This window comes from Roseicyclus sp., assembly GCF_052168335.1.
Classification (GTDB): Bacteria; Pseudomonadota; Alphaproteobacteria; order Rhodobacterales; family Rhodobacteraceae; genus Roseibacterium.
This window is the reverse complement of record NZ_JBQLZP010000381.1, coordinates 1-5,858: the sequence shown is the minus strand read 5'-3', so window position 1 is coordinate 5,858 and position 5,858 is coordinate 1. Positions and strand designations below refer to the sequence as shown.

Annotated in this window: 7 protein-coding genes; 1 reads left to right on the top strand and 6 read right to left on the bottom strand. The window is 71.2% G+C overall.

The genetic code is table 11. The features are described 5' to 3' along the window. Positions 1-985: ABC transporter ATP-binding protein (locus tag ACTS11_RS11700; protein ID WP_442640492.1), on the top strand; the 985-nt coding region annotated here is incomplete at its 5' end. 105 nt (positions 986-1,090) lie between these two features. On the opposite strand, the gene ACTS11_RS11695 is transcribed toward ACTS11_RS11700, so the two are convergent. The 6 genes from ACTS11_RS11695 to ACTS11_RS11670 form a co-directional block, all read right to left on the bottom strand. Then, on the bottom strand, positions 1,091-2,512 hold the full coding sequence (locus tag ACTS11_RS11695) for a carnitine 3-dehydrogenase (protein ID WP_442640491.1): 1,422 nt from the start codon (positions 2,510-2,512) through the stop codon (positions 1,091-1,093). Continuing rightward, positions 2,509-3,132: an HD domain-containing protein gene (locus ACTS11_RS11690; RefSeq protein ID WP_442640490.1), complete on the bottom strand. Its 624-nt coding sequence runs from the start codon at positions 3,130-3,132 to the stop codon at positions 2,509-2,511. The genes ACTS11_RS11695 and ACTS11_RS11690 overlap by 4 nt, the downstream gene beginning before the upstream one ends. 11 nt (positions 3,133-3,143) lie before the next feature. After that, positions 3,144-3,896 (bottom strand): SDR family oxidoreductase, encoded by a 753-nt coding sequence (locus ACTS11_RS11685; protein ID WP_442640489.1) that lies wholly within the window; start codon positions 3,894-3,896, stop codon positions 3,144-3,146. Further along, positions 3,893-4,804, bottom strand: coding sequence for a 3-keto-5-aminohexanoate cleavage protein (locus ACTS11_RS11680; RefSeq protein WP_442640488.1), 912 nt, complete (start codon positions 4,802-4,804; stop codon positions 3,893-3,895). Before ACTS11_RS11680 ends, ACTS11_RS11685 begins: the two co-directional genes overlap by 4 nt. Before the next feature lie 70 nt (positions 4,805-4,874). Further along, the gene (locus ACTS11_RS11675; RefSeq protein ID WP_442640487.1) at positions 4,875-5,660 is read right to left on the bottom strand and encodes a carnitinyl-CoA dehydratase; all 786 of its coding nucleotides are present in this window, start codon (positions 5,658-5,660) and stop codon (positions 4,875-4,877) included. After that, positions 5,657-5,858: acetate--CoA ligase family protein (locus ACTS11_RS11670; protein ID WP_442640486.1), on the bottom strand; the 202-nt coding region annotated here is incomplete at its 5' end. The genes ACTS11_RS11675 and ACTS11_RS11670, both read right to left, overlap by 4 nt.

Sequence of the window (5,858 nt, the reverse complement as noted above, 5' to 3'; positions counted from 1 at the left end):
CGTGGCGCAGGCCGCCGACCGGATCAAGGTGCTCCTCCGCGGCGAGGAGGTCGAGGAGGCCGAGACGCGCGAGATGCTCGACGCCCCGCGCGAGGACTACACCAGGTCCCTCTGGGCCGTCCGCAGCTTCGCGCGGCCCGAGCAGCCGAAGGCGACCGGCACGCCCGTCGTCTCGGTGCGCGGCGTCACCGCGGCCTACGGCACGGTCAACGTGCTCGAGGACGTCGGCTTCGACATCCACGCCGGCCGCACCGTCGCCGTCGTGGGCGAAAGCGGCTCGGGCAAGTCCACCACCGCCCGCGTGATCACCGGCCTCCTGCCGCCGAAGTCGGGCGAGGTGCTCTTCGAGGGCAAGCCCCTGCCCCCCGCCCTCCGCGGCCGCACGCGCGAGCAGCTCCGGCAGGTCCAGATGATCTACCAGATGGCCGACACCGCGCTGAATCCCAAGATGCGCCTCCGCGAGATCATCGGGCGGCCGGCGCAGATGTATCTCGGCCTCGAGGGCAAGGCGCTGACCGCCCGCGTGCGGGAACTCCTCGCACTGATCGAACTCGACCCCGACACCTATATCGACCGCTTCCCCGGCGAGCTCTCGGGCGGGCAGAAGCAGCGTATCGGCATCGCCCGCGCGCTCGCCGCCGAACCCCGGCTCATCATCTGCGACGAGGTCACGAGCGCGCTCGACCAGATCGTGCAGGAAGGCATCCTGAAGCTCCTCAACCGCCTGCAGGAGGAATTCGGGCTGGCCTACATGTTCATCACCCACGACCTCGCGACGGTGCGCGCGATCGCCGACGAGGTGGTGGTCATGCAGAACGGCCGCGTGGTCGAGCAGGGCACCAAGTCACGAATGTTCGCCCCCCCGCACGAACCCTATACCGAGCTTCTCCTGTCCTCCGTGCCCGAGATGGACCCCGACTGGCTCACCCGCCTCCTCGAGGCGCGCGAGGCCGGACGCCTCCCCGAACGCGCCGACGTGGTCTGACCGGAAAACCGCCCCGGTCCTTCATCTTTCTTCAAATACGCAACCTGGCGCGCGACGCGCGCCGGACGCGGGCGGGGTTCGATGCCCCGTCCGCGTCCGCCTGCCTCACGAAGCGGGACGCCCGAGGATCAGCCGCTCCGGCGCCGGCAGGCCCGCGTGCGCCGCCACCAGCGCCGCAACCCGCTCCGCCACGGCGCCGCCGGGCGCCACCACGCGCCGGGTTCCGAGATCGACATGCAGGAGCAGCGTCTCCATGGTGGCCGCCGGGCTCTCGCCGCCGGTCCAGAACCGGTGGAAGAGGTGCAGCTTGCGCCCGTCGCCGCCGACCACCTGCGTCGTCACGGTGATCCGGGCGCCGATGTCGATCTCGGAGAGGAACCGGATGTCGGTCTCGGCGGTGAAGTAGCTGAGCCCGCCCGCGATGTAGTCCGCGTCCGCGCCGATCATCTCCATCAGCCGGTCCGAGGCCCGCACGCCGACCTCGAGATAGGGCGCCTCGTTCATGTGGCCGTTGTAGTCGACGAAGCTCGTCGGCACCTGCATCTCGAGCGTCACCGGCAAGCCGTCCGGTCCCGTGCCGCCCTGCGGCAGCGTCCGCTCGTGCGCGAGGACGACACCGCCCGCCCCGCTCCCCGTGCGGCGGAGCGCGCGCAGGATGCCCACGAGGTTGTCGTCCCTGAGCCGCTCGAGCTCGCGGATCGTCCGGTGCCCGGACTGCGCGTCGGACTGCCCCGCGATGAGGTCCACCAACTCGTCGGTGAACTCCGGCACGTCCATCAGCTTCGTCCAGGGCCAGGTCAGGCAGGGCCCGAACTGCGCGAGAAAGTGCCGCATCCCCGCCTCGCCGCCCGCGATCCGGTAGGTCTCGAACAGGCCCATCTGCGCCCAGCGCAGGCCGAAGCCCATGCGGATCGCCTCGTCGATCTCCCCGGTCGTCGCGATCCCGTCCTTCACCAGCCACAGCGCCTCGCGCCAGACCGCCTCGAGGAAGCGGTCGGCGATATGGGCGTCGATCTCCCTGCGCAGGATCAGGGGGAACATGCCGATCCCGCGCAGCGTCTCCGCCGCCCGGCCCGTGAGATCGGCGTCGCCCACCAGCTCGACCAGCGGCAGCAGGTAGACCGGGTTGAACGGATGCGCGACCACGGCGCGGGCGCCCTGCGCGTTGAGTTCGGAGGGCTTGAAGCCCGAGGTCGAGCTGCCGATGACCGCGTCCTCGGGCGCCGCCGCCATCACCTGAGCCAGCACCCGGTGCTTGAGGTCGAGCCGCTCCGGCACGCTCTCCTGCACCCAGTCGGCGCCCTCCACGGCCTCCTCCAGCGTGTCGCAGAACCCGAGCCGTCCCTCGGGCGGCAGCGCGCGCTCGTAGAGACCGGGGAGCGCGCGCCGCGCGTTCGCCAGCACCTCGCCCACCTTGCGCTCCGCCTCCGGGTCGGGGTCGAAGACCGCCACGTCCCAGCCGTTCAGCAGGAACCGCGCGGCCCAGCCGCCGCCGATCACCCCGCCGCCGATCATCGCCGCCTTCATGCCGCGGCCCTTTCCGCCGCGCGCTCCGCATCCGTCAACGCCACGCGCGCGCCCCGCCGCAGCACCGCTGGATCGTGGGGCTTCCGCGCGAAGACACGCTCCACCATCGGCGCGAAATGCGCCAGCGGCAGCGACGGATAGTCGGGATCGAAGCTCGCCTGGTCCCAGCGCTCGCAGAACTCCGCGCAATCGTCGAAATACGGGTTGCCCGCCTCGCACTGCCGCGCCTCGGGATCGCCGCCGGTGTGATGGGCATAGTAGAGCCGCTGGAACAGCCCGTGTTTCTCCACCACCCAGGTGCATTGCTCGCGCAGGAAGGGGCGCAGGATCGCCGCCGCGTATTCGTCGTGGTTGCAGGGGGCATGGATGTCCCCGATGTCGTGGAGCAGCGCCGCGACGATCCAGTCCTCGTCGGCGCCGTCCCGCCAGGCGCGCGTGGCCGATTGCAGCGAATGGCCGAGCCGCGTGACCTTGTAGCCCGAGAGGCTTTCGTCCAGCTCCTCCAGCGCCCGCAGGAGCCGGCCGGCCGTCCCGGCGGTATACGCGACCTCGTGGCGCTCGAGGAATTCGTAGTCCTCGCGGTCGCCGTCCTTCATGGCGGTGAACTTCACCGTCTTCATGCCATCCCCCATCACGTCGTCCTTTCCGTGTGCCCGTCCACCGCCAGCGCCTGCCCGCTGATCGCCGCCGCCCCCGGTGAAGCGAGGAAGAGCGCCATCGCCGCCACCTCCTCCGCCGTCACGAAGCGGCGGAGCGCGACACCTTCGGTGAAGCCCGCGCGCACCTCCGCCTCCGACCGGCCCTGCGCGAGCGCCTCCATCGCCACGACCCGGTCCATCCGCGGCCCCTCGACCGCGCCGGGGCAGATCGCGTTGACGCGGACGCCCTGCGGTCCGAGTTCGGAGGCGAGCGCCCTGGTCAGGCCCACGATCCCCCATTTCGCCGCCACGTAGGGCGTGCGCCAGGGAAAGCCGAAGAGGCCCGAGACCGAGCTCGTGAGCAGGATCAGGCCCGATCCCTGCGCCTTCATCACCCGCGCCGCCCAGCGGCAGGTCAGGAAGGCGCCGTCGAGGTTGACGGACAGGCAGCGCCGCCACTCCGCGAAGCCGAGCGTCTCGATCGCGCCCGCCGGCCCGCCGATCCCGGCGTTCGAGATCACCACGTCCGCCCCGCCCCAGTCCGCCTCGATCCGCCCGAGGAATCCGCCCATCGCGCCTTCGTCGGTCACGTCCGCCACCTCGGCCCGGATCGACGGAGGAACGGCGGCGACCGCGCCCGGATCGGCGTCGCAGACCGCCACCCGGTCGCCGGCGCGCAGGAAGGCCTCAGCCATGGCGAGGCCGAGCCCGCTCGCGCCGCCGGTAATGACGACGCGGCGGCTCACCGCGGCGCCCGCTTCACGAGGCCGAGCCTGTCGCGCACCTCCTGCGGGGTCATCACCCGCGCGCCCATCCGCTCGACGATGCCGACGGCGCGCTCGACGAGCTGCGCATTGGTGGCGAGGACGCCCTTGTCGAGCCAGAGGTTGTCCTCGAGCCCGACCCGGACGTGACCTCCCGCGAGCACGGTTGCCGCCGCGTAGGCCATCTGGTTGCGCCCGAGGGAGAAGGCCGAGAAGGTCCAGTCCTGCGGAACGGCGTTCACCATCGCCAGGAAGGTGTTGAGGTCGTCCGGTGCCCCCCAGGGCACGCCCATGCAGAGCTGCACGAGCGCGGGGCCGTCGAGCACGCCCTCCTTCACCAGCTCCTTCGCGAACCAGAGATGCCCGGTGTCGAAGGCCTCGATCTCGGGCTTCACGCCGAGCTCCGTCATCATCCGCCCCATGGCGCGCAGCATCCCGGGCGTGTTGGTCATGACGTAGTCGGCCTCGGCGAAGTTCATCGTGCCGCAGTCGAGGGTGCAGATCTCGGGCAGGCACTCGGCCACGTGCGCCACCCGCTCGGCGGCGCCGGCCATGTCGGTGCCCTTGTCGCTCAGCGGCAGCGGCCGGTCGGTCGGGCCGAAGACGAGGTCGCCGCCCATGCCGGCCGTCAGGTTCAGGACAACGTCCACCTCGGCGTCGCGGATGCGCTCGGTCACTTCGCGGTAGAGCTCGACCCGGCGGGACGGGGCGCCGGTCTCGGGGTCGCGGACATGGCAATGGACGATCGCCGCACCCGCGCGGGCCGCCTCGATGGCGCTCTCGGCGATCTCCTTCGGGCTGCGGGGCACATGAGGGCTCCGGTCCTGCGTGGCGCCCGAGCCGGTCACGGCGCAGGTGATGAAGACCTCGCGGGTCATGGTCAGCGGCATGTCCTGTCCTCCCTTTCCCCGATTTTTCGTACGAAAAATCGCAACCTTCTGATTTTCGTACGAAAATCCGCTATTTTCCCTTCCATACGGGATCGCGCTTCTCGGCGAAGGCGCGCGCGCCCTCCTTCTGGTCCTCGGACCGGTAGAGGCGCTCCACGGTCTCGAACTGGCTCTTCGTGACCCGGTTCATGGCATCCTGGAACCGCATGCCTTCCGCCTCGCGCACGATCTCCTTGATCGCCGCGAAGACGAGCGGCGGCCCTGCGGCCAGGTCTTCCGCAAGCCCCCGCGCCGCATCCATGAGTTCCGCAGCCGGAAGCACCCGGTTCACCAGCCCCCAGCGCGCCGCCTCCCCGGCGTCCATCCAGCGCCCGGTCAGCAGCATCTCCATCGCGATGTGGTAGGGGATGCGCTTCGGCAGCTTGATCGAGGCCGCATCGGCCACGGTCCCCGACCGGATCTCGGGCAGGGCGAAGGTCGCGTGCTCGGCCGCGAGGATCATGTCGGCCGACAGCGCGAGCTCCAGCCCGCCGCCGCAGCAGATGCCGTTCACCGCGGCGATCACCGGCTTGTTCAGCCCCCGCAGCTCCTGCAGACCCCCGAAGCCGCCGACGCCGTAGTCGCCGTCGGGCGCCTCGCCCTCAGCCGCGGCCTTGAGGTCCCAGCCGGGGCAGAAGAACTTCTCCCCCGCCCCGGTCAGGACCGCGACCCGCAGGTCGGGGTCGTCGCGGAACGTGGTGAAGACCTCGCCCATGATCCGGCTCGTGGCCGCGTCGATCGCGTTGGCCTTCGGCCGGTCGATCGTCACCTCGAGCACCGCGCCGCGGCGCTCGGTCCGGATCGGGGTCTCGGTCATGGCGTCTCTCCCAGTCTGATCAGGGCGTCGACCGCGACGGCGCCGCCCCCGGTTGCGATGAGGGGGTTGATCTCCAGCTCCATCAGGCCGCCGGCATGGGCGATGGCGCAATCCTGCACCGCCAGGATCGCCGCGACCAGCGCGCCCATGTCCGCCCCCGGCCGCCCCCTGTACCCGGCGAGGAGGGCTGCCATCCGC

Excerpts from the sequence above, each read along its gene's own strand:
- ACTS11_RS11675 (WP_442640487.1), bottom strand. The coding sequence starts at position 5,660 with ATGACCGAGACCCCGATCCGGACCGAGCGCCGCGGCGCGGTGCTCGAG.
- ACTS11_RS11680 (WP_442640488.1), bottom strand. The coding sequence starts at position 4,804 with ATGCCGCTGACCATGACCCGCGAGGTCTTCATCACCTGCGCCGTGACC.
- ACTS11_RS11695 (WP_442640491.1), bottom strand. The coding sequence starts at position 2,512 with ATGAAGGCGGCGATGATCGGCGGCGGGGTGATCGGCGGCGGCTGGGCC.
- ACTS11_RS11690 (WP_442640490.1), bottom strand. The coding sequence starts at position 3,132 with ATGAAGACGGTGAAGTTCACCGCCATGAAGGACGGCGACCGCGAGGAC.